The sequence below is a fragment of the Brevundimonas sp. NPDC007368 genome, from assembly GCF_042869015.1.
In the GTDB taxonomy this organism is placed as follows: Bacteria; Pseudomonadota; Alphaproteobacteria; order Caulobacterales; family Caulobacteraceae; genus Brevundimonas.
Window position 1 is genome coordinate 131,174 of the sequence record NZ_JBIAFA010000003.1, and the last position, 19,966, is coordinate 151,139.

At 68.8% G+C, this 19,966-nt stretch carries 22 protein-coding genes; 8 read left to right on the top strand and 14 right to left on the bottom strand.

The features are described 5' to 3' along the window. Positions 1–156 precede the first annotated feature (156 nt). Positions 157–1,947, top strand: coding sequence for a response regulator (locus ACFYLW_RS07250; RefSeq protein WP_313471986.1), 1,791 nt, complete (start codon positions 157–159; stop codon positions 1,945–1,947). Between the two features lie 173 nt (positions 1,948–2,120). Continuing rightward, positions 2,121–3,317 carry a DUF6880 family protein gene (locus tag ACFYLW_RS07255; RefSeq protein WP_312066091.1) on the top strand — a complete coding sequence of 399 codons (1,197 nt, stop codon included), beginning with the start codon at positions 2,121–2,123 and terminating at the stop codon, positions 3,315–3,317. On the opposite strand, the gene ACFYLW_RS07260 is transcribed toward ACFYLW_RS07255, so the two are convergent. Continuing rightward, entirely contained in the window at positions 3,314–3,904 is a 591-nt protein-coding gene (locus ACFYLW_RS07260; RefSeq protein ID WP_312066093.1) for an alpha-ketoglutarate-dependent dioxygenase AlkB, read from the bottom strand. The two genes, ACFYLW_RS07255 and ACFYLW_RS07260, sit on opposite strands and share 4 nt — an antisense overlap. After that, positions 3,901–4,989, bottom strand: a complete 1,089-nt coding sequence (dinB, locus tag ACFYLW_RS07265) for a DNA polymerase IV (RefSeq protein ID WP_312066095.1) — start codon at positions 4,987–4,989, stop codon at positions 3,901–3,903. The genes ACFYLW_RS07260 and dinB overlap by 4 nt, the downstream gene beginning before the upstream one ends. Positions 4,990–5,195: 206 nt before the next feature. Between dinB and ACFYLW_RS07270 the strand changes: the two genes are divergently transcribed. Then, positions 5,196–5,438 carry a hypothetical protein gene (locus ACFYLW_RS07270; RefSeq protein WP_312066096.1) on the top strand — a complete coding sequence of 81 codons (243 nt, stop codon included), beginning with the start codon at positions 5,196–5,198 and terminating at the stop codon, positions 5,436–5,438. 176 nt (positions 5,439–5,614) lie between these two features. Here ACFYLW_RS07270 and ACFYLW_RS07275 read toward each other — a convergent pair whose 3' ends face one another. The 5 genes from ACFYLW_RS07275 to ACFYLW_RS07295 form a co-directional block, all read right to left on the bottom strand. After that, entirely contained in the window at positions 5,615–6,787 is a 1,173-nt protein-coding gene (locus ACFYLW_RS07275; protein WP_312066097.1) for a zinc-dependent alcohol dehydrogenase, read from the bottom strand. A gap of 18 nt (positions 6,788–6,805) precedes the next feature. After that, a complete protein-coding gene (locus ACFYLW_RS07280; protein ID WP_313471985.1) occupies positions 6,806–7,354 on the bottom strand; it encodes an SRPBCC family protein in 549 nt (182 codons plus the stop codon). A 41-nt stretch (positions 7,355–7,395) separates the two neighbouring features. Next, complete coding sequence (locus ACFYLW_RS07285; RefSeq protein WP_313471984.1) at positions 7,396–7,854, bottom strand: hypothetical protein; 459 nt, start codon at positions 7,852–7,854, stop codon at positions 7,396–7,398. A gap of 5 nt (positions 7,855–7,859) precedes the next feature. Beyond that, on the bottom strand, positions 7,860–8,447 hold the full coding sequence (locus tag ACFYLW_RS07290; protein ID WP_312065270.1) for a DUF4142 domain-containing protein: 588 nt from the start codon (positions 8,445–8,447) through the stop codon (positions 7,860–7,862). Between the two features lie 293 nt (positions 8,448–8,740). Next, positions 8,741–8,956 (bottom strand): hypothetical protein, encoded by a 216-nt coding sequence (locus ACFYLW_RS07295; protein ID WP_312065271.1) that lies wholly within the window; start codon positions 8,954–8,956, stop codon positions 8,741–8,743. A 151-nt stretch (positions 8,957–9,107) separates the two neighbouring features. On the opposite strand from ACFYLW_RS07295, the gene ACFYLW_RS07300 reads away from it, so the two are divergent. Further along, positions 9,108–9,764 (top strand): DUF6766 family protein, encoded by a 657-nt coding sequence (locus ACFYLW_RS07300; RefSeq protein WP_312065272.1) that lies wholly within the window; start codon positions 9,108–9,110, stop codon positions 9,762–9,764. Here the strand turns inward: ACFYLW_RS07300 and ACFYLW_RS07305 are convergent. Both ACFYLW_RS07305 and ACFYLW_RS07310 read right to left on the bottom strand, forming a co-directional pair. Next, positions 9,761–10,483: a DUF72 domain-containing protein gene (locus tag ACFYLW_RS07305; protein ID WP_312065273.1), complete on the bottom strand. Its 723-nt coding sequence runs from the start codon at positions 10,481–10,483 to the stop codon at positions 9,761–9,763. The two genes, ACFYLW_RS07300 and ACFYLW_RS07305, sit on opposite strands and share 4 nt — an antisense overlap. A 36-nt stretch (positions 10,484–10,519) precedes the next feature. Beyond that, a complete protein-coding gene (locus ACFYLW_RS07310; RefSeq protein WP_184268476.1) occupies positions 10,520–10,768 on the bottom strand; it encodes a hypothetical protein in 249 nt (82 codons plus the stop codon). A gap of 504 nt (positions 10,769–11,272) precedes the next feature. Between ACFYLW_RS07310 and ACFYLW_RS07315 the strand changes: the two genes are divergently transcribed. Then, positions 11,273–11,476 (top strand): hypothetical protein, encoded by a 204-nt coding sequence (locus ACFYLW_RS07315; RefSeq protein WP_312065274.1) that lies wholly within the window; start codon positions 11,273–11,275, stop codon positions 11,474–11,476. Between the two features lie 526 nt (positions 11,477–12,002). Here ACFYLW_RS07315 and ACFYLW_RS07320 read toward each other — a convergent pair. The 5 genes from ACFYLW_RS07320 to ACFYLW_RS07340 all read right to left on the bottom strand — a co-directional run bounded on the left by ACFYLW_RS07320 (position 12,003) and on the right by ACFYLW_RS07340 (position 17,345). Next, on the bottom strand, positions 12,003–12,908 hold the full coding sequence (locus ACFYLW_RS07320; RefSeq protein WP_312065275.1) for a manganese catalase family protein: 906 nt from the start codon (positions 12,906–12,908) through the stop codon (positions 12,003–12,005). 55 nt (positions 12,909–12,963) lie between these two features. After that, positions 12,964–13,482, bottom strand: a complete 519-nt coding sequence (locus ACFYLW_RS07325) for a ferritin-like domain-containing protein (RefSeq protein ID WP_313105085.1) — start codon at positions 13,480–13,482, stop codon at positions 12,964–12,966. Positions 13,483–13,559: 77 nt separating this feature from the next. Next, entirely contained in the window at positions 13,560–14,384 is an 825-nt protein-coding gene (locus ACFYLW_RS07330; RefSeq protein ID WP_312065277.1) for a cyanophycinase, read from the bottom strand. Continuing rightward, entirely contained in the window at positions 14,377–17,157 is a 2,781-nt protein-coding gene (gene cphA, locus ACFYLW_RS07335; protein ID WP_312065278.1) for a cyanophycin synthetase, read from the bottom strand. The genes ACFYLW_RS07330 and cphA overlap by 8 nt, the downstream gene beginning before the upstream one ends. Then, positions 17,154–17,345, bottom strand: coding sequence for a hypothetical protein (locus ACFYLW_RS07340; protein ID WP_312065279.1), 192 nt, complete (start codon positions 17,343–17,345; stop codon positions 17,154–17,156). Before ACFYLW_RS07340 ends, cphA begins: the two co-directional genes overlap by 4 nt. 159 nt (positions 17,346–17,504) lie before the next feature. Here ACFYLW_RS07340 and ACFYLW_RS07345 point away from each other — a divergent pair, with 159 nt between their 5' ends. The 3 genes from ACFYLW_RS07345 to ACFYLW_RS07355 all read left to right on the top strand — a co-directional run bounded on the left by ACFYLW_RS07345 (position 17,505) and on the right by ACFYLW_RS07355 (position 19,964). Next, the gene (locus tag ACFYLW_RS07345) at positions 17,505–18,419 is read left to right on the top strand and encodes an iron-containing redox enzyme family protein (protein WP_312065280.1); all 915 of its coding nucleotides are present in this window, start codon (positions 17,505–17,507) and stop codon (positions 18,417–18,419) included. Then, complete coding sequence (locus ACFYLW_RS07350) at positions 18,416–19,342, top strand: methyltransferase (RefSeq protein WP_312065281.1); 927 nt, start codon at positions 18,416–18,418, stop codon at positions 19,340–19,342. The genes ACFYLW_RS07345 and ACFYLW_RS07350 overlap by 4 nt, the downstream gene beginning before the upstream one ends. 94 nt (positions 19,343–19,436) lie before the next feature. Further along, on the top strand, positions 19,437–19,964 hold the full coding sequence (locus ACFYLW_RS07355; RefSeq protein WP_312065282.1) for a hemerythrin domain-containing protein: 528 nt from the start codon (positions 19,437–19,439) through the stop codon (positions 19,962–19,964). Positions 19,965–19,966: the final 2 nt, after the last annotated feature.

Below are 19,966 nucleotides of genomic sequence, written 5' to 3' on the forward strand. Positions count from 1 at the left end.
TCTTGCAACGACGACGTCCGCCCGCCGAAGGATGGAGCGCATCACAGCTCCGTAGCGGCAATGATCAAGAGCCATGCTCTGTTCCGCTTCACGCAGACGGCGAACGTTTTGTTGACGAAGACCGTCCCACCATCCTCGCCCTCAGGAGAGACCGGCATGACCCCTATGGAGCGACGGTGGATTGGAGAGGCCCTGAGACGGCGCGCGGAGCAGTGGCGCACGCGGATCGGGTTCGGCCTGCTGATCGCCCTGGTCTTCTGGCCCATGACGGGTCCTCTTTTCGCCCTGGCCTGGACCGGGACCTATCTTCTCGTCCAGGCGGGCGAGCGCTTCCTGACCGCCCTGTGGAGCGCCTCCCCCCGGCTCCGGCGACGTCTGACGTATCCGGGTCTGGCTCTGGTACTGGCGGGCAACCTGGTCTTCGCCAGCTTCGCCCTGCGCCAGGCCATGACGCAGGACACGCTCGGCCTGGTCTGCGCCGCTGTCCTGGCTTCGGGAGCCCTCATCAACGGGGCCATGACGACCGGCGGCTCGCGCGCTGTCACCCTGGCGGCCCTGGCGCCCCATATCGGACTGCTCCTGAGCCTGCCGGTCTTCCTCTACCTCAGCTATGACTCGCCGCTTCCGGCGGTGCAGCTCCTGGTGGCCGGCATGCTGTTGGCGGCCGCGACCGTGGCCGCCGTCAGGGGATTGTCCAGGACCATGGCGCGCCAGCGCGCCGCCGAGGCGGCGGCGGTCGCCGCGCGCCGTCAGGCGGAAGCGGCCAGCCGGGCCAAGAGCGCCTTCATCGCCAATATGAGCCATGAGATCAGAACGCCGCTCAACGGCGTTCTGGGTCTGGCGCGAGCGCTCGCGGACGCCGACCTGCCGCCGCGCGAGCGCGAGCAGAGTCTGCTGCTCCTGGAATCCGGCGAAGCGCTCAGGGTCCTGCTCAACGACATGCTTGATCTGTCCAAGATCGAGGCCGGTCACTTCGTTCTGGATTCCCGCCCCTTCGCCCTGCGCGACCTGCTCGACCGCCTGGTCCGCCTCTTCGATCCCGCGGCGGCGGCCAAGGGCCTGGAGCTGCGTCTGGCCGCCTCGCCGGACCTTGCGGAGGTCTATGTCGGCGATGAAACGCGGGTGCGCCAGATCATGGCCAATCTCATCTCGAACGCCGTCAAATTCACCGACCATGGCCGGATACTGGTCGAGGCTCGCCCCGCCCCGCAGGGCTTGCGGCTGGCGGTGTCCGACACCGGTCCCGGGGTGGGGGCCGACCAGATGGCGCTGCTTTTCCAGAAGTTCGTGCAGCTCGATGAGTCCCCGACGCGCCGTCACGGCGGCGCCGGTCTGGGCCTTTCTCTCTGCGCCGATCTCGTCGCGCTGATGAAGGGCGACATTCGCGCCGAACGTCTTCCGGACGCGGGCATGAGGTTCGAAGTCGTCCTCCCGCTGCCCGAACGACGGAACACGTCCCGACCGCAGCAAGAGGCGGAACCGGCTCTGCCGGCGGCCGCCGTCAGCGAAGTCTCACCGTGCGACCCGCCCGCGGCACTTCAAATTCTGGCGGCGGAGGATCATCCGATCAATCGCAAGGTCCTCGAGCTTCTTCTCGAACCGGCCGACGTGGAATGCCACTTTGTCGAAAACGGCCAGGAGGCTGTCGAGGCCTGGCGACAGCGTGACTGGGACCTGATCCTCATGGACATCCAGATGCCCGTCATGGACGGCATAGCCGCCACGCGCGCGATCCGCGCCGAAGAGGCCTTCCTGGGACGCAAGCGCACGCCGATCCTCGCCCTGACAGCCAACGCCCTGCAGCATCAACAGGAGGAATATGCGGCGGCGGGGATGGATGATTTCATCGGCAAGCCAGTGCAACCCGAAACCCTCTACGCGGCCATCGAGCGGGGGGTCCAGGCTTCCGGCGACTCAGCCGCGGAACGGTCGACTTTCCGCGCCTGAGCGCCGACTATCAGAGCGGGCCTTCAGTGGGCCCCGGCGGCGCCATGAAGCCGTCGGAACGGATATCTCGCTAAAAGACCCCTCGCCGAACTCGACCTCTCCCGTTTCGACAGGCGTCAGGCTGAGCATGGTATAAGGGTTCGGGCAGGTTCGCCCGCCTCGCAAAGGACCTCATGGCGCATCAATCAAGACTCTCGACGCGGCTGTCAGCCGCCAGCCTCGTCCATCTCGGCGCGCCGCGCCTGGCCGACCTGCTGATCGAGGCTGGCGCCGGAAACGCCAATCTGAAGCGCCGCCTTCGCCTTGAATTGGCGGCCGAGGCGGGTCCGGATGTCCTGGCGCTGGAGATCGACAAGCGCATCACGGCCCTCGCCGCCGCCCGCACCCGCGTGTCATGGCGCAAGCGCGGCGAGCTGATCGAGGACCTCAACGCCCACCTCCGGATGATCATGGAGCGCCTGTCGCCGGAGGCGCCCGTCGAGGCGCTCGCCGTCCTCATCCGCTGGTTCGATCTCTATCCTGGCCTGGCCGCCCGCGTGAAGGACACCAGGGGCGAACTCCCCGCCGCCTTCGAAGCGGCGGCGCCTGATCTCTTCGCGCTCGCCGAGGCTGGCGGCGACAAGGCCCTGCAGGATCTGGTCGACGCCCTTGAACGGCGTCCGCAGGACTATGGGCGCTGGATTTCCGCTGCAGGGGACGCTCTGGGTCCCGTCGCCGCCCGCCGGCTGCTCGAGAGCCTGGACGCCTCGGCCCGGAAGACCCCGGCAGGCCGGAACCTGCTGCGCCGCCTCGCGGACAGGGCCGGGGACCTCGACCTCTGGCTGTCGCTCGTCACCCCCGAACAGGCCCGATCCCCCGACATAGCCGCAGACATCGCCCGCCGCCTCCTGGACGCCGGCCGCGTCGCCGAAGCCCGCGCCGCCCTGGAGGCCGCCTTGAGCGCCTCCCCGCTCAACCGCCCCTGGACCTTTGGCCACAGCCCGAAGAACGGCGCACCACGCCTGACCCCGGCCTGGGAAGCCGCCTCCATCGACGTGCTCGACGCCGAAGGAAGCCGCCAGGAGGCCCAGGACCTGCGCTGGAGCCTGTTCGAACGCGACCTGTCGGCTCCGGTTCTGCGTGACTACCTCTCGCGCCTGCCCGACTTCGACGACGTCGAAGCCCTGGACCGGGCCTTCGTCCACGCCTCCAGCCATCCGGACTTCGAGGCCGCCATGCGCCTCCTGATGGACTGGCCCGCTCACAGGGAGGCCGCGGCCCTCGTCCTGTCCCGACCCCGGGAAGCCCGGCAGGCTCGCCCGGTGTCTGCGGACTGGGCCTCTCGCCTGGCCCAGCGTTATCCCGAAGCCGCCGACATCCTGGCGAGCTAGACGCTCTGGCCAGCCAGGGTCCTGAAGGTGATGGAATAGCGCAGGACCGTCATCGGCGAGATCGAATGCTCCCAGTCGCTGCGCGCCGCGCCTGACAGCCGATAGGCCGATCCGGGCGCCAGCGGCGCGGTTGACCGACGCCATCCCGTCCCGTCCTTCCGGCGCAGACGCATCACGCAAGGCGCGAGAAAGGAGACGCCGAGGATCTCCCCGTAGACCGGTCTGTCGCGGTGCCAGCCGATCCCGGCGCCGGGGGCGTATTCATTGACCAGAGCCTGGACGAAGGCCGTTTCATCAAGGCCGAGCCGACCGGTCAGACTCCCCAAAAGCCCCTTCAGGAAATCCGGCCAGGGATCGGCTGCTTCCAGCCTGCCCCGTTCCAAATCATAGCGGCGCCCGAAGGCGGCGATCTGCCGGAAGCCCTGGTAGCCCATGTGCTCATAGGGCCTGAAGCTCAACCGCTGCAGTTGCTCGACCACCGCCGCTTGCTCGAATGCCGCCAGGACCTCCGGCCAATAGTCGAAGCCCGGAGGCACGGCAGGCTGGGGCGCGTGCCCGAACAGGTCCGCCTGGAGCATGGCGGTCATAGCGCCAGCTCGCCCGGACAAGCCCTTGAGGGCGATCCCGGCGACGCCTTCTCCAGATTGGACAGGATCACGCCGACAAGCCGTACGCCCCTGGTCGGCGGATAGAGGGATCTTGCCAGCAGCCGGGCTATCTCGCGCAAGCGCGCCTTCGAGGCGACCGGCTCATTGAAGGAGCGGCTCCGGGTCGATTGCTGGAAGTTCGCCCATTTGACCTTCACCGTCACGGTCCGGCCAAGCGACCCGGCCTTCTCGCACCAGGCCCAGACATCGTCCGCCATCTCGTCCAGCCCGGCCTCGATCGCCGCCGGATCGACCAGATCGCTGGCGAAGGTGGTCTCCGACCCGCTCGACTTGCGTTCGCGATCCGGATTGACGGGGCGGTGGTCCTCTCCCCGCGCCACGCCATGATACCAGGCGCCGGACTTGGCGAAGTGATGCTGCAGGAAGGCCAGGGACTGACGCCTCAGGTCCGCGCCGGTCTCTATGCCCAGGCGGTTCATCTTCTCCGCCGTGACCGGCCCCACGCCATGGAAACGCTTGACCGGCAGGGCTTCGACAAAGGCCTCCCCTCGCCCGGGCGGGACCACGAACTGGCCGTTCGGCTTACGCTGGTCCGAGGCCAGCTTGGCCAGGAACTTGTTGTAGGAAATCCCGGCCGAGGCCGTCAGACCCGTCTTCTCGAGGATGCGCGCGCGGATTTCCTCCGCCGTCGCCGAGGCCGTCGGCAGTCCCCGGATATTGGCGGTGACGTCGAGGTAGGCCTCATCGAGCGACAGGGGTTCGATCAGATGGGTGTAGTCGGCGAAGATGGCGTGGATCTGCGCCGAGACGGCGCGATAGACCTCAAACCGGGGCGGTACGAAGATCAGCTCAGGGCATTTCCGCAAGGCCGTGCTCGACGGCATGGCCGACCGCACGCCGAACCTGCGCGCCTCATAGCTGGCGGCGGCGACCACGCCGCGCGAAGCGGCGTGGCCTACGGCCACCGGCCGTCCGCGCAGGGCCGGATCATCCCTCTGCTCCACCGAGGCGAAGAAGGCGTCCATATCCACATGGATGATCTTACGAAGCGCGGCAACGTCCATTCGCCACGCCTAGCAGAAAGAGAACAAAGCCGGAACTGATATCCTGCCCGTCAGCAACCGTTCAACACCACGCGACTAGGGCGCCCGCCCTGACAAGGGACCGAAACGGGTTCCGCCAAGGCTGCCAGGGCCCGCTGCCCGACAGTAGGAACACGGCGTCATGCCGACGGTTCGACAGGCGTGGACCAACAGAGGGAGACACGTCAATGGACCGAGACAAGGACGCCGACCGCTGGGGCGGCCCGGGCTCAAGTCACCAGAACCGGCAGACCCCGCAGCCCGATCCCGTAGTGAAGGACGCCGAAGATCCCGATCATCTGTCGCCCCGCAGCCAGGTCTCGGGCGGCGGAGGCGAGAAGGATGTGCACAAGGGTCATTCGGCCGAGGCGCGTTCGACACGGCAGGCGTCCAGCGAGGAGAAGCGCCATGAACGCGACAATCGCCAGTAAACGCCTCGGTCCTTCGAGCGACGAAGCCCGCTGGGCCCGTCGCCTGAGCCCGGACTAGCCCGACCGCCCGCCTTCATCCGACCGCGTCGAGCCGCAAGGCTCCGCCATCGAGGCCCGTCTCCACCGGAGACGGGCCTTCGTCCTGCTCGCCGACGAGCCGGGCGTCCTGAGGCGGCTCAGGGTTTGAGGACGACCTTGGTCCACTCATTGGGATTGTCGTGGAAGTTCTCGTAGGCCGTCGCCGCCTCCTCGAGGGGAAGGCGATGACTGATGAGGTCGGTCGTGTCGATCTGACCGTCCATCACCAGCTCCAGCAGCTTGGGCAGGTATTTCTGCACGTGGGTCTGCCCCGTCTTCAGGGTCAGCCCCTTCTGCATGAAGGCGCCGATCGGCAGCTTGTCGCCGATGCCGCCATAGACACCGGGCATGGAGATGCGGCCCCCCTTGCGGCACGCCATGATGGCCTCGCGCAGGACGTGCTGGCGGTCCGTGCCCAGTTTCGTCTCCTGCTTGACCGCATCTATGATGTTGTCCGGAGCGAAACCGTGCGCCTCCATGCCCACGGCGTCGATGCAGGCGTCAGGGCCGATGCCCGCCGTCATCTCCTTGAGGGCCTCCAGCACCTTGACCTCATGATAGTTGAGGACCTCGGCGCCGTTCTGTTTCGCCAGGGCGAGACGGCGCGGATGGTGGTCGATGGCGATCACCCGCGCCGCGCCCATGTGGATGGCGCTCTTGATCGTGAACAGGCCGACGGGCCCGCACCCCCAGACCACCACCGTGTCGCCCGGCTCGATCCCGGCGTTTTCCGCCGCCATCCAGCCGGTGGGGAAGATGTCCGACAGGAAGAGCACCCGCTCGTCTTCGATGCCGTCAGGCACGACGATGGGGCCGAAGTCCGAATAGGGAATGCGCGCATACTCGGCCTGCCCGCCGGCGTAACCGCCGGTCAGGTGCGAGTAGCCGAACAGCCCGGCGGCGGGATAGCCGTAGGCGACCTCGGAGGCGTCGGACTTGTCGGCGGGGTTGGAGTTGTCACAGGCCGAATACTGCTCCTTGCCGCAGAAGAAGCACTGGCCGCAGGCGATGACGAAGGGCACCACCACCTTCTGCCCGACCCTGAGGCTCGTATTGCCCCGCCCCACCTCGACGACCTCGCCCATGAACTCATGGCCGAGAATGTCGCCGCGGTGCATGCCGGGGATGACGCTATCATAGAGGTGGAGGTCCGAGCCGCAGATGGCGGTGGCGGTGATCTTGATGATGGCGTCGCGAGGATTGACGATCTCGGGATCGGGGACCGTGTCCACCCGAACATCGTGTTTGCCGTGCCAGGTCAGTGCGCGCATGGATTTCGTCCTTGATGATCAGCCGCGGGGCGCGGCGGCGGGAGCCTGGGAGGTGGAAACCTCGCCCGTCTCCATCAGCTGTTTGAAGCGGCGAAGTTCGCGTCGGGCCTGGATGCGCGGTTCACGCTGCATCACCTTGGCCACAAGCTTGCCCACGGCGCCGGCGGGCGGGTCATAGCTGATCATGACCCTGACCTCGGTCCCCCGCCCGAAGGCGTTGTCGCGGAACTCGACCCAGCCCTCGTGATCGACGTCCGCCGCCTCCGTGGAGCGCCAGGCGATCTTCTCGCCCGGCCGGTCTTTGACGATCTCGGTTTCCAGTTCGACATCCATGCCGCCGGGCCCGGCTATGACCCAGTCGCGTCCGTCGCTGCTGACGGACCGGACATTGGCCATGAAGAGAGGAAGGTTCCGGAACTCGCGCCAGAAGGCGTAGAGCTCGGATCGGGGCCGGTTGATCATGACGGCCTGGATGGACGAGGAGGCGTGGTCCCCGTCGTGGACGTCGTCGTTCAGAAATCCTGTCGACGCCATGTCCGCGTCAGTGCTTGTCGGCTGCGTCTGCATGGGTTCTCTCCGGTTCCGGGGAGGCGCGGCGCCTCCGCCCATCATAGTTTCTCGCGCGCCCTGGCCAGATCGCGAACCAGCTTGGTCCGTGTCTGGTCAAACCGCGCCTTCTCATCAGCGGCCCGCGCTTCAAGGTTTTTCATCTCGACGCGAACAGCCTCCGCGCTCTCGGCCTGTGCCCGATCGAGCGCCTCCAGTTCGTCGGCGAGGTGCTGGGCCCGGCGCCGCTCCGCCGCGGTCGGTCGCTTGCGCGCCTTCCGCCGCGCCGCCCGGGGGCCGGCCTGGCCTATGTCGACCGTCAGCCCACGCTCGACGACCTCTCCAGGTCGCGCTCGCGCCGCCTCGGCGTCCTCCGCCTCGGGGGCCTCCCTTGCGAGGCCGGAAGCGAAGATGTCCTGCTGGATGCCCCAGGCGGCCAGGGCCTTGGGTCGGGAGGGGGCGGCCACCGTGAAACGATGGAAGCCGTCCGACCATTCAAAGACCTTCAGCCTGGGCGCCATGTCGCCTAGCCGGAAATCGCGGCCTGGATCTCCTGGGCCTTCTGCAGGTGAGCCTCGATCTTCGGCAGGACAGTCCGTGCGTGGGCCGCCAGGGCCGGCGCATCCGTATTGTCGGCGAATCCGCGATGCAGGGTCACGGCCTCCTGGTGGGCCGCCACCTGCTGGTCGATATAGACCTTGTCGAAGTCCGCCACGCCCGCCGATCTCAGATTGTCCAGCAGGCCCTTGCGACGCTGGTCCAGCTCGGCGGGCGGCGCGACATCCGGAGCCGCGGAGGCGGCGGCCGTCTTGAGGGCGGCGGCGGCGGCGGTGTGATCGGTCTTGATCATCTGGGCCAGGGCCTTGACGTCGGCCCGCTTGGCCCGCTCCAGGGCGATGTCCGCCGCCTCGATCTCATACATGTCTCCCATGGCCGCGCCGGGCACATAGGCGCTGACGAGGTTGCTCCCCATGGTCGCGGCCGAGGTCTGGCCGACGGGTGCTGAGACTGCGTCCTGGGCCTTGTCGACCGCTTCGTTTCCGCCCTGCGGGCTGCATGCGGACAGAAGCGCGGCGGCGGCGGCGGCGGCGGCGAGGGTCGGGGCGTGTCGCATGGTTATGAGCTCCTTGTGGATGTGACAGACGAAGCGCGCGTCGGGCCGGGGGGGTTCCAGCGACCGCCAACGGTCACGACGAGGCCCCTGCGAGCCCCGCGCAGCGGGGTTGCCCGCCACTGTCGGAAAGGCGACACAAGGCCGATCCGGACCGCCTGCGCACCGCCGGAACCCGCGGAGGGGCGCGTCCGTTGGAACGCCGCCGGCCAAGCGCTGGGGGTCTCGGTCCGCCGAGAGCGCCAAGGCGAAGCCTGCGCTCGCCCCGTCGCCCCGTTCGAGCGGCGGCGGGGCTCCTAGGCTTCGTCTAACCCCAGATCACGACGGAGACCGGCGAGAAAACCCCGGGTGACCTCCATGGACGGGCTCTTCCCGACCTTGTCGTCCGCCTGGAGCAAGAGGCGCCGCACCTCCTCCTGGTCGAGAAGTCCCTTCTCCACGAGGGTGTCGAGCAGGGTCAGGTTGAGGGCGATCGAGGCGAGCGAAAGCGCTCCGGACTGCTGGGCGTTCATGGGCGATGTCCTTCCGGTGAGACAGGGCAATGCCCGTTACAGCCGTCTGTTTCTCGCGCCCTCTACCCGACACAGGGAGCTTCCACGGCGCCTCTGCGTCAGAGGAGCCTTGACCGTATCACGACGTTTCAAAGGCGACCCGGAGGACATCATGCGGATCTTGCGCGACAACGGGCTGACGCTCTTTCTTCTGCTCCTCTTCGCCGCCAGCATTATCGGCCACGCCCTGACAGGATGGCGGGTCGAGACGGGGGACGCCCTGCGACACGGCCAGGACGGCGGCACGCTGATGGAATACCTCGGCAGCGCTCCCTTCCTGTCGACCGTTTTCGAGAACTGGGAGAGCGAGTTCCTGCAGATGGCGGCCTATGTGGTCCTGACCGCCTTCCTGATCCAGAAGGGTTCGTCGGAATCCCGGGCCCCCGAGGCGCCGCCCCGCGACGCTGATCTTCAGGCCCAGGCCGACAAGGCGGGAGCGCCCGCGCCCCTGCGCTGGGGCGCCTTCGCACGGGCTGTCTATTCCCGTTCCCTGGGTCTGGCGCTTGTGGTCCTTTTCCTCGCCTCCTTCATCCTCCACTGGACCCAAAGCGCGCGAGCGGCCGCGCAGGAGGCGCTGGAGCATGGCGAGGCGGCCACGGGGACGTTCGCCTATCTCGCCGACCCCCAGCTCTGGTTCGAGTCCTTCCAGAACTGGCAGAGCGAGTTTCTGTCGACGGCGGTCTTGGTGGTCCTGTCGATCTTCCTGCGGCAACGCGAGTCGCCCGAGTCCAAGCCGGTCGCCGCGCCTCACGACCAGACCGGAGACTAGGCGGACCTCGCCATCCGGGCGAGCGCAAGCGCGTCCGCCGCCGCCGCGCCCGAGGCGGTGTTGTCGAAAATGACCCAGCGCTCGGCCCCGACCTCCCCCATGACCCGTTGAAGGATGGCCTTGAGCCGATCGCGCCCATAGGCCGAGCGATACATGTCCGGACTGCCGTGCAGCCGGAAGTAGACATAGGACCCGGAACCGCCGGGCGAACCTGCCCCCGGCGCCGGTTCCGGATCGGCCGCAACACGCGCCACCCGGCGAGAGGCGAGCCAATGATCCGCCGAAGCCGTGAACCAGGAAGGGTGCCGGGGCTCCATCACGATCGCCGCCTCGATCTGGGCCTCGCAGGCGTCCACAAAAGCGCCTGTCCGGGTCTCGTCAAAGGCCAGGCTCGGCGGCGTCTGGATCAGGACCGGTCCGAGGCGGTCTCCCAGTCCGCGGAGATCGGCGGCCAGGTCCGCGAGCAGGTCTTCGCAGTTCTCCAGCTTGCGGCGGTGCGTGATCTCGCGCGGCGCCTTGACGGCGAACCGAAAATCCGGCGGCGTGGCGGCGGCCCAGCGCTCAAAGGTCGAGACCCGGTGGCGGCGGTAGAAGGTGGAGTTGATCTCCACGGCGCCGAGCCGGCCGGCGTAGCGTTCGAGCCCGCCCCCCTCGACAGGAAACCGGTCTCTCACCCCGGCCGGTATGGCCCAGCCCGCCGTGCCGACGCGAAGCTTCATCTCACCGGGGGTCTCCGCCGGGACGGCCTGCATGGATCACGAAGGATCGCGACGGGCCGCCATGCCGGGCGTGGTCGGCGCGAGCTCCTCCGCCTGGGTCTTGGGGGGCGGACCATCGGTTCTCTGAAGGCCGTCGTCGGGCGTCTCGCGGATCGAAAGGATGGAGTCGCCGCTGTTCAACAAGGGGGCGGCGGCGTCCGCCGCCTGGGCGTCCGTCGGAGAAGGCACCCTCAGCTTGCGCTCGGCGCCGTGGGCGTCGGCGACGACGATCTCGTAGAATTTCATCTCATTCCTCACCTGGCTCGGGATTGTCTGTACGACCGCGAAGGACGGGGGCGTCCGGCGGCCCGCTGCTTCCGGGTAGCGCTTCGGCGGCCCACGCGTTCCGGGCACATCGCCTCGAAACGGCGGATGGGCGACACAGCGACTCCCCTGGAACAGGCGGGGGCTTCGGGCGCTTGAACCCACGCACACCCGGCCAGAAGGAAGGCGCTCCGATGAAATCCGCCGACAAGCCGCCAGTCCTGCGCAACCCCCGGCGGCTCCTGCAGTTCGGAGGCCTCCTCCTTCTGCTCCTGGCTCTTGTCTACCTCGCCACGGCGTTGACCGGGTTTCTGAGAAATCAGGATAAGCGGCCCGACCCGCGAATGACGGGCGCCGAGGCGCCCCTTGAGCGAGCCGTAGGCGATTGAGGTCGCGCTCAAAGAGTCGGAAGCCGGACCCATGGAACGCCGCCGCATGGGTCTCGTTACGCCCTCCCGATGAACAGAAGGGAGACTGTCAGCTTCGATGTTTGCGGATCGCGTCTACGATCAGGACTTCTTCGCCGCCATGGCCGACCGCGGCTTCTATGTCTTCACGTCGCCGGCCTGTCATGCGGCGGTACCGATGAAGCGCCCTGAGCCGGTTGCGCCGGACCCTCTTCCGAACCAATGCGGTCAGGACGTCGTCCAGTCCGTTCCGGCCGTCCCTGCGCTGTCCGAGGCGGCCTGAGCCCGTCGAGCCGCACCGGCGCTCCTCCACGAGCGGGCGAGATGCAGCGGCCGAGGTTCAGGCTCGCCGATCCCCGCCGAACCTGAGACCGGCCATGAAGGCTGACCGGTCCCGCTGGCGCGCGGCCCTCTGGCTGGTTCGCCACGGGCAAGGCGCCGGCGATGTCGCGCTTGAGGCCGCCCATGCCGCCGGCCATGACCGCATCCAGCTGGAAATGCGGGACGCGGACGTCCCGCTTAGCCCCCGGGCCCTGTGCAGGCCCGCGCCCTCGGGACCTGCTTCGCGAACCTTCCGGCTCACGAACGCCCCGAAGTCGTGCTGGCTTCACCCTATCCCCGCTCCCTTGAGACCGCCGAGACCTTGCGCGCGGCGGGCGCCGGTTACCAGAGCCGTCGGTCTGGCGGCGCCCCTGTGGGCACGGAATGGATCCGTCATGCTCTTGCTCCTCGTGCGTCTTGCAGCGCTCAGTCGCGCGGCGGCGGGACTTGCGGGCGCCACCGAGCGCCCGCGTGTCCCACGATCCTCGTCAGGCCGGAGCCTCCATGGGCGTTGTGCGCCCGGCCCCGGGACCTGCGCCGAGATCGGCCCCGGTGATCGGATTGGCTGAAGGATCGGACCGGGTGCGGGCCGCGAAGGCCTGAACCGCCTTCTTGTCAGCCGCCGCCAGCTTGACCGAGGCGTCGCCCGCGCCACCGTCCACCGCCGCCTGGGCTTCGCGGTCGTCCACGACCTCCCACTGCTCGCCCTCGTTCCAGGACCCGTTCGCATCCCCGTCCCCCTGGGACATGTTGTAGTATTTGTCGGCGAAGTCCGGATGACCGGGAAGCTTGCCGGGCGGGAAGTTGGCGGGGATGGCGTAGAGCGCCTTCTCGAAGGACTTCTGGTGGGCCACTTCGCGCGTCATGAGGAAGGTCAGGGCGTCCTTGATTCCCGCATCATCGGTGACGTTGATCAGCCGTTCATAGACGATCTTGGCCCGGGATTCGGCGGCGATATTGGAGCGCAGATCGCAGGCCGGATCGCCGATGGAGTCGATATAGGCCGCTGTCCAGGGCACGCCGGCGGAGTTGATCAGGGCCGTGCCGCCGCCATAGAGGATGGACATGGTGTGGCTTTCGCCGCCCGAGGTCATGCTGGCGTAGAGGTCCGCTTCCTCCTCGGCGGCTTCCGCGAGCTTCCCCTTGGCCCCGCGATTGAGCATGGCGACGATCGAGCCGATGATCTCGAGGTGGCTCAGCTCCTCCGTGGCGATGTCCATCAGCAGGTCGCGACGCCCCACGTCCTCGTCAGCCAGCCCCTGGGTGAAGTAGCGCATGGCGGCGGCCAGCTCACCCTGGGGTCCGCCGAACTGTTCGAGCATGAGAGTGGCCAGGGCCGGATTGGGTTCGGCGACCCGCACCGTATACATCAACTTCTTGTTGTGCATGAACATGACGGTTTTATCCCGTTGATTATATTGAAGATATATACAATTTCAGCTACAGGACTCAGCGGCTGGCGTTTTCGCCGGCGCGTCTGAGCTCGAGGTGTTTCTCGACCAGCATGGGCAGGCTTTCGTCGACCCAGCGCGCCATGCGCACCTCTTCCTCCAGGGTGGCGGCGAGGGGGTCATAGGCCGCCTCATAGCCTCCGCTCTGAGCCAGAAGGATCAGGGCCCGGTAGGAGGCCGCCTCGAAGTTCTCGAAGGCGTAGTTGGCGAAGGCGTTCTTCAGGATCTCGTCTTCGGCGAAGCTGTGGCTCATGGCCGCCAGATTGCCGCCAAGCGAGAGGGCGGCGTCCTTGAGGCCGGACGGCTTCTCGTCGAAGCCGTCCAGCAGGGTCTCCAGACGGAGGATCTGTCCCTCGGTCTCGAGACGGTGGGCCTTCAGCCTGGCGGCGACCTCGGTGAAGTTCCGGGCCCGGTCGATCTGGCGATCCATCAGGGCCAGGGCCTGGTTTTCCACGGCGTGGGCGTTCTTGAGGCCTGTCACGAAGACGTCGCGCCAGACGTCGTCAGCATTGGTCATGTCGGCGTCCCTCCTTGCAGTCGGTTCAGGAGGCTAACCCTCGCGACCGGCGCCGGGGCCGACGTGTCGGGTTCAGGTCACTGCGGATCGCCGCTCCCGCCCTTCTCTTCCGGGGCCGCGCGCTGCGGACGACGGCGGGCGAGGTCGAAGCCGTCGTCCCGGGCCAGGACGTGGAGGCGCACGTCAAACATGGACAGGGCGTCCTCGGCGCCGCCTTCAGAGATATTGGAATGGGTCGCATCCTCCCCGTCGACGACATAGACGGCGCCGTCGCCGAGCACCCTCAACCGCCCGTGCTCGACCACCACAGCCGTGTTTTCGTCGATGCCCAGCCCCATGAGCCGCGGATTGTGGGCCACCGCGCCCAGCAGCCGGCCGAACCGTCCCCTTTCGGCGAAATGCTGGTCGATGATGACATTGGGGAGCAGGCCCAGTCCGGGCGCCATGTGCACCTCGCCGATCCTGTAGGACTCCGCGCTCGGTCCCTTCACCAGCATGGTCTCGCTCATCACCGAAGCCCCCGCCGACGTCCCCGCGATCACGCCGCCGCGCGCATGGAGATCGCGAATGCGTCGTTCGATCGGCGTGTCGCCGATCTGGCTGGCCAGCCTGAGCTGGTCGCCGCCGCTGAAGAAGACGCCGGCGGCGCCGTCAAGCCGGGCGAGAAGGTCCCGCTCATGGCTCTCGGCGCGGTCCTCGACGTAGAGCTCGATCAGTTCACCGACGCCGAGGCCCTTGAAGCCTTCCCGATAGCTGTCGAAATAGCCTTCGGGTTCATGGGAGGCGATGGTCGCGATCACCAGCTTGCCGCCGTCGAGGCGCCGGGCGACCTCGTTGAGGATGACCCGCTCGCCGGTCTTGTCCTCATGCCCGCCGATGATGATCAGGGGGCCCTTACCCATGGGGAGGCTCCAGGATGACGCCGGGCGCATTCAGGCCAAGGGCCGAGGACGGCAAGGCAGGACGGAAGGCCAGGATCTGCGCCCACACCGCTTCGATGCGGGTCGGCGTGAGGACGACGAGGTCCCCGGGTCTCGCCGCTTCAAGGCATGCAGCCACAGCCTCCTCCTCCTTTTGCACGCCGCGGAAACGTGACGCGTCTGCGCCGCTGCGCAGCGCGCCTTCCGCGAGGAGGCGGATCACTTCGCCGGCGGGACGACCGCGGTTGTCGGGCGTCTCCCTGAAGACGACCTCGTCGAAGAAGCTTGCGCTGATCTCGCCCATAGCGACGATCTCCTGCGTCCGCCGGTCGCCGGGGATGCTGATCATGGCGATGGTCCGTCCCCCGGCGGGCCGGATCGCCGCCACGAGGGCGCCGAGGGCCCGAAGGCCGTCCGGGTTGTGGGCGTAGTCCATGATGACCCGGAAGCCGTGCTGGTCGCAGATGTTGAGGCGGCCGGGATTCTGCTCGTAGCTGGATGTGAAGCTGCCCAGAGCCGTCCCGATCCGCTCCGGAGGCACGCCTACGCCGTAGCAGGCCGCCGCAGCCGCCAGGATGTTGGCCACATTGAAGGCCGCCGCCCCGCCCAGGGTCGAAGGCAGGTCCGCCGCATGGGCCAGCCGGCGGCGATCGCCCCGGTCGTGAAGCTCAAGCACGCCGCTTGCGGCGTCATAGAGGACCGCGACCCCGCCTTCGGCCACATGCTTGAGCAGGAAGCCCGGCGTCTCGGCGCCGCCGCGCATGGAGAACCAGCAGACCCGTCCTCCCGCATGGCGGGCCATGCGCAGCGTGAGCGGATCATCGGCGTTGAGGACGCTCAGACCCCGACGTGACACGGCCTCGGCCACGACCGACTTGACCTTCGCCAGATCCTCCAGGGTGTCCACCCCCTTGAGCCCCAGGTGGTCGGGCTGGACGTTGAGGACGCAGCCGACGTCGCAGCGGTCGAAGGCGAGGCCCTCGCGCAGGATGCCCCCTCGGGCGCATTCCAGCACCGCGACGTCGACGACGGGATCATTCAGCACCATCCGGGCGCTGCGCGGACCGCTGGCGTCTCCGGCGCGGATTCTCTCTCCGTCGACATAGACCCCGCTGGTGTTGGTCAGGCCGACGGTCCGTCCTTCCGCCTGCAGCACATGGGCGATCATCCGGCCCACGGTCGATTTCCCGTTGGTGCCGGTCACTGCGATCACGGGAATGCGGGACCGGACGCCCCGCGGGAACATCATGTCCAGGACCGGCCAGGCGACGTCCCTCGCCTCGCCCTCCGAAGGCGACAGATGCATGCGCAGTCCCGGCGCAGCATTGACCTCGACCACGCCCCCGCCGGTTTCGCGCACCGAGCGGCGGATGTCCGGCGCAAGAAGATCCACCCCGGCCACGTCCAGGCCCAGGGCCAGGGCGGCCCGGCGGGCGATGGCGGCGTTGGCCGGGTGAATCTCGTCGGTCCGGTCCGTCGCGGTCCCGCCCGAGGAGAGGTTGGCGGCGGTGCGGAGCAGGACCCTGACGCCGGGCCCCGGAACGCTCTCGGGCGACAGGCCCTGGCGGGACAGGAGGGCCAGCGCCTCCTCGTCGAGGCGGATCCGGGTCAGGCTGTTCTCATGGCCGACGCCCCGGCGCGGATCGGCGTTGACCGCCTCGACCAGTTCCGCGACCGAACGACGCCCGTCGCCCTCGACGCAGGGCGGCCTGCGCTCGGCGACGGCGACGACCCTGCCGTCGACCACCAGGACCCGGTAATCCCGGCCCGGAAGCTCCTGTTCGACGATGACCCGCCGACCGTGGGGCGCGGCGAGGGCGAAGGCCTTCCTGACGGCCTCGGACGTGTCCAGGCCTGTCGTCACGCCCCGTCCATGGTTGCCGTCGAGCGGCTTGACCACGACCCTGCCGCCCAGGCGTGCGGCGGCGGCGGCGGCCTCGTCCGCGGTGCGCACCACCTCTCCGCGGGCGGTCGGACAGCCCACGGCCTCGAGCAAGGCCTTGGCCTGGGCCTTGTCGCCCGCCAGTTCGGCCGCGATCAGGCCCGTGCGGTCCGTCACGCTGGCGCGCAGGCGCCTCTGCCGGGCGCCCCATCCCAGGCGCAGGAGGCTCCCGGTGTTGAGGCGTTCCACAGGAATCCCCCGACGTTGCGCGGCGTCCACCAGGGCCTGGGTGGAGGGGCCGAACGCCGTCCGGCGCACCGCATCGCGGAGGATGGCCGCCGCCTCATCGGCCTGGACGGCGCCCGGCAGGCGCGGATCGAGACTGTCCGCGCAGACCCGGTCCAGGCCGCTGATCCCGGCGAGCGCCTCCGGCAGCAGGGCGTCGCAAATCTGCAGGGCCAGTCGTCCGGCCAGAAGGGCCGTGGTCTCGTCGCCATAGGTGAAGAGGATGTCGTAGACGCCCGGCTGGCCGCGCACCGAACGCGTCTTGCCCCGGGTGACAGGGGTTCCCGCGCGGGTCTGCAGTTCCAGGGCGACGTGCTCCGCGACGTGGCCGAACCATGTCCCGTCGCGCAGGCGACGCACGAACCCTCCCGGCTCGCCGTAGCAGCAGCCGTGCCGCTCGAGGCCCGGCAGCGCCTCCATCAGGCGCGCCGTGAAGTCGCCCAGCCGATTGGTCGGCCAGTCCTCCATCCGACCCAGGTCGAGACGGATGCGCGCCATGGGCCTGGCGCTGTAAAGATGGGGACCGCGATAGAGGCTCCGCTCCAGGACCTGCATCGCCCGCAGTCCGCTCGTCGTCGTCGCGTTCATGCGGCCAACTCGCGAGGCGCTGCCTCGGTCATGCCGCGCGCCAGGGCGCGAACCACCATGGCGGCGGCGACGGCGCGGGACGGGGCCTGGCCGGCGACAAGAGCCGCCCCGTCCGCCGGGTCCGTCACGACCCAGGCCCAGGTCTCCTCGACCCGGCTGATCGTCCAGTTAAATCCAGTCTCTTCCATTCGGCGCCTCCCTGAAGGACTGGATGAACCGACGGTCACGGACCCAGTTCCACTGTCTGAAACCCGACACGGAGGCAGGGATTTCGGGGCCTCGCACCCCTTCGGGAACCCTGGGTCGCGGCAGGGCGTATGGCAGTCCCCAAGTCACAGGAGCCTTTCATGTCGCCAGAGGGTCCAGCCCCGCTCCCCGCCCCCGAACCCTCGGACCCGGCGGGTTTTCATCGCCGGTTGGCGCACTGGAACCACCGTCGCCTCGCCCCGGCCACGCCGCGCCCTGCCTGGCGTGACGACCTCCGCCACGATGCGGAGATGATGCTGGTCGAGGGCGAATTCATCGAACGCGCCCGGGCCGAGGCCGCGCCCTGGCTCGCCGACCTGCCGACCACGGCGGACGCCTTCGTCGCGTGGTTCGAGGGGCTCAAGGGATCCGGGCCCGGAGAGGCGGACCCGCTCTTCCCCTGGCTCGCCGAGACGGCGACGATGGAGGAGATGCGCTGGTTCCTGCTGCAGGAGGTGGCGGGCGAGGCCGGGTTCGAGGATCTCGTGGCCATGGCCCAGGTCAAGATGCCGGCCCGTCCCAAGCTCGAACTGGCGCGCAACTACTGGGACGAAATGGGCCGCGGGTCGGAAGCCGGCATGCACGGTCCCATGCTGGACCGTCTCGCCGCGGCGCTCGACCTGCATCCCCGTATCGATGAGACGGCGTGGCCGTCCCTCGCTCTTGGCAACACCCTCGTCGCCTTCTCGACCCAGAGACGCTACGCCTACCACGCCCTCGGCGCCCTGGGGGCTGTAGAGCTCACGGCCCCCTGGCGAGCCGCCCATGTGGCCGAGGGCCTCAAGCGGCTCGGCGTCGGGGTGGAGCGCAAGTATTTCGCCCTTCACGCCACCCTGGACATCGCCCATTCCGAGGCCTGGAACGAGGAGGTGCTTCGCCCCCTAGCCGCGGAGCGCCCGGAGTGCGTCCGCGCCCTGGCTGAAGGCGCGATCATGCGGCTCATGGCCGGCGCCCGCTGCTTCGACGCCTACCGGGCCCATCTCTGGGGCGCAGCCCCCCTGCGTCGTTCCGCGTGACGGCTCAGGTCCCTGCGCCCGGCGACGCCGCCCTCCTTGAGCTTCTTTCCCGCCTGGACGCCGCCGGATACGACTTCGTCTCGCCCACCCCGGCCGTCCATGGCCTGGTAGCGCGGCGGCGGCGGGCCGACGAGGCCGACCTCCTTCGCGACGTCCTGGGCTGGGGCCGCGCCTTCCATGCCGAAACCGCCCCCGCATGGCTTCTGAACGTCCTGACAGAGGCCGACGCCCTCAGGGAAGACGCCGACGGTTTGCGCTCCCGGCTCCGCGTCAGTCGTCTGGACGGACGCCTGCACCTGCATTCCGCCTCTTCCGCAGACGAGCAGGCCGTCTTCCTCGGACCCGACAGCTATCGCTACGTCCGCTTCCTGCGTCAGGCCCTGTCCGGCGCCTCGTGGCGACAGGCGCTCGAGATCGGGGTCGGGGCGGGAGCCGGAGCCCTCGCGATCGCCGCCCTCGATCCCGAAGCCTCCGTCGTCGCCACCGACATCAACCCCCAGGCCCTTCGCCTCTGCCGCCTCAACGCCCGACATGCCGGTCTCCCGATCGATCTCCGGCCAGGCGGGTTTCCTGCTGAGGGCGTCTGGGACCTGATCGCCGCCAACCCGCCCTATATGGCGGGGCGCAGCGGACGGCTGTACCGCGACGGCGGCGGTCAGTACGGGGCGGAGGTCGCTCTGGAGTGGGCGAAAGAAGCCCTCTCCCGCCTCGCGCCCGGCGGACGCCTCCTGCTCTACACCGGCGCTCCGGTCGTGGCCGGCCAAGACCTGGTGCGCACCGCCCTCGCCACCCTGGCCGACCGGCGCGGGGCCCGGCTGGTCTATGAGGAGATTGATCCTGACGTCTTCGGCGCCAGCCTCGCACGGGCCTCCTATGCCGAGGTCGAGCGCATCGCCGCCGTCGGCGGCGTCGTCACGGTCTGACGGACGGTCGACGGCTGAGTCGGCTACCGGTCTCTGCCGACCGGCCTGTTCGCGGATCGTTAGGCCTGACTGAAGCCCCAGGGAGAAGCAGGACATGTCCGTCATCGACAAGGCGCTCGCCGCCATCACGCCCGCCCCCTCGGCGGAAAAAAGGGCCGAGGCCACGGCGGCCGCGCGGGAGGCCGCCGCCCCCGGAGACTGGCTGTCCGCGGCCCTGGATCATCACGAGGCGATCCGGGCGGCGTTTCAGTCCGGACGTGAAGCGGCTGCGGGCGAAGCGCGTCTGGCGGCGCGGGACGCCCTCGCCCTCGTCCTCAACGGTCACAGCCTGGCGGAGGAGCTGGTGCTCTATCCGGCCATGGCCCGCCACGGCCACAAGGACCAGGCCGGACTGGCCTATGGCGAGCAGACCGCCGCCAAGATGCAGATGGCTGAACTGGAGACGATTGCGCCGGACTCGCAGGCATGGCTCGACAAGTGGGAACATGTCGAGGGCGCCGTCCTGACCCATATGTACGAGGAAGAGCACGGGTGGTTTCTCCACCTGAAAGCCCATGCCGAGGACCAGGATCGACTGAAGATCCGTTATCTCCAGGAATTCGATCGCTACGTCGGCGGCTGACC

Bases quoted from the DNA above. Each gene is read 5' to 3' on its own strand.
- ACFYLW_RS07250 (WP_313471986.1), top strand. From the start codon at position 157: ATGACCCCTATGGAGCGACGGTGGATTGGAGAGGCCCTGAGACGGCGC.
- ACFYLW_RS07255 (WP_312066091.1), top strand. From the start codon at position 2,121: ATGGCGCATCAATCAAGACTCTCGACGCGGCTGTCAGCCGCCAGCCTC.
- ACFYLW_RS07260 (WP_312066093.1), bottom strand. From the start codon at position 3,904: ATGACCGCCATGCTCCAGGCGGACCTGTTCGGGCACGCGCCCCAGCCT.
- dinB (WP_312066095.1), bottom strand. From the start codon at position 4,989: ATGGACGTTGCCGCGCTTCGTAAGATCATCCATGTGGATATGGACGCC.
- ACFYLW_RS07270 (WP_312066096.1), top strand. From the start codon at position 5,196: ATGGACCGAGACAAGGACGCCGACCGCTGGGGCGGCCCGGGCTCAAGT.
- ACFYLW_RS07275 (WP_312066097.1), bottom strand. From the start codon at position 6,787: ATGCGCGCACTGACCTGGCACGGCAAACACGATGTTCGGGTGGACACG.
- ACFYLW_RS07280 (WP_313471985.1), bottom strand. From the start codon at position 7,354: ATGCAGACGCAGCCGACAAGCACTGACGCGGACATGGCGTCGACAGGA.
- ACFYLW_RS07285 (WP_313471984.1), bottom strand. From the start codon at position 7,854: ATGGCGCCCAGGCTGAAGGTCTTTGAATGGTCGGACGGCTTCCATCGT.
- ACFYLW_RS07290 (WP_312065270.1), bottom strand. From the start codon at position 8,447: ATGCGACACGCCCCGACCCTCGCCGCCGCCGCCGCCGCCGCCGCGCTT.
- ACFYLW_RS07295 (WP_312065271.1), bottom strand. From the start codon at position 8,956: ATGAACGCCCAGCAGTCCGGAGCGCTTTCGCTCGCCTCGATCGCCCTC.
- ACFYLW_RS07300 (WP_312065272.1), top strand. From the start codon at position 9,108: ATGCGGATCTTGCGCGACAACGGGCTGACGCTCTTTCTTCTGCTCCTC.
- ACFYLW_RS07305 (WP_312065273.1), bottom strand. From the start codon at position 10,483: ATGAAGCTTCGCGTCGGCACGGCGGGCTGGGCCATACCGGCCGGGGTG.
- ACFYLW_RS07310 (WP_184268476.1), bottom strand. From the start codon at position 10,768: ATGAAATTCTACGAGATCGTCGTCGCCGACGCCCACGGCGCCGAGCGC.
- ACFYLW_RS07315 (WP_312065274.1), top strand. From the start codon at position 11,273: ATGTTTGCGGATCGCGTCTACGATCAGGACTTCTTCGCCGCCATGGCC.
- ACFYLW_RS07320 (WP_312065275.1), bottom strand. From the start codon at position 12,908: ATGTTCATGCACAACAAGAAGTTGATGTATACGGTGCGGGTCGCCGAA.
- ACFYLW_RS07325 (WP_313105085.1), bottom strand. From the start codon at position 13,482: ATGACCAATGCTGACGACGTCTGGCGCGACGTCTTCGTGACAGGCCTC.
- ACFYLW_RS07330 (WP_312065277.1), bottom strand. From the start codon at position 14,384: ATGGGTAAGGGCCCCCTGATCATCATCGGCGGGCATGAGGACAAGACC.
- cphA (WP_312065278.1), bottom strand. From the start codon at position 17,157: ATGAACGCGACGACGACGAGCGGACTGCGGGCGATGCAGGTCCTGGAG.
- ACFYLW_RS07340 (WP_312065279.1), bottom strand. From the start codon at position 17,345: ATGGAAGAGACTGGATTTAACTGGACGATCAGCCGGGTCGAGGAGACC.
- ACFYLW_RS07345 (WP_312065280.1), top strand. From the start codon at position 17,505: ATGTCGCCAGAGGGTCCAGCCCCGCTCCCCGCCCCCGAACCCTCGGAC.
- ACFYLW_RS07355 (WP_312065282.1), top strand. From the start codon at position 19,437: ATGTCCGTCATCGACAAGGCGCTCGCCGCCATCACGCCCGCCCCCTCG.